Origin of the sequence: Burkholderia sp. 9779_493 (genome assembly GCF_015712215.1) — a bacterium.
Taxonomy (GTDB): domain Bacteria; phylum Pseudomonadota; class Gammaproteobacteria; order Burkholderiales; family Burkholderiaceae; genus Burkholderia; species Burkholderia cenocepacia.
This window is the reverse complement of sequence record NZ_JACCQA010000117.1, coordinates 1-432: the sequence shown is the minus strand read 5'-3', so window position 1 is coordinate 432 and position 432 is coordinate 1. Positions and strand designations below refer to the sequence as shown.

Here is a 432-nt window from a genome sequence, read left to right as displayed (position 1 = left end):
CCTCGCCGCAGTGGGTACAGATCAGGCGTGGGTCGGCGTGCTCGCCGCAGGTGTGGTGGCGCAGCTTGATCGGTGGTCCTTCTGGGCGTGGCAAGTACTCATCCCCCCACTGCATGAGGACGACGATCGCGGCGAACAGATCGCGGCCCGCTTCGGTGAGCCGGTACTCGTGTCGCTCGGGGTCGGAGGAATATGGCACCCGGTCAAAAAGACCCACCTCGACGAGCATCCGCAGCCGCGAGGACAGCGTGGGCCGCGGAATGCCAAGGTTCCGCGCGAGCTGACCGAACCGCCGCACCCCGAAGAACGCCTCACGCAGGATAAGCAGCGTCCAGCGTTCACCGACTAGCTCGAGCGCCCGGCCGACCGACTCCCCTTCGAAGCGGTGGGATAGATCGGAAACGGCCATGGTCCACCAACTGTACCTGGTTC

1 protein-coding gene is annotated in these 432 nt (G+C 65.7%); it reads right to left on the bottom strand.

Translation table 11 applies throughout. The features are described 5' to 3' along the window. A partial coding sequence (locus H0X95_RS35755) for a winged helix-turn-helix transcriptional regulator (RefSeq protein ID WP_196446442.1) occupies positions 1–409 on the bottom strand: 409 nt, incomplete at its 3' end. Positions 410–432 lie beyond the last annotated feature (23 nt).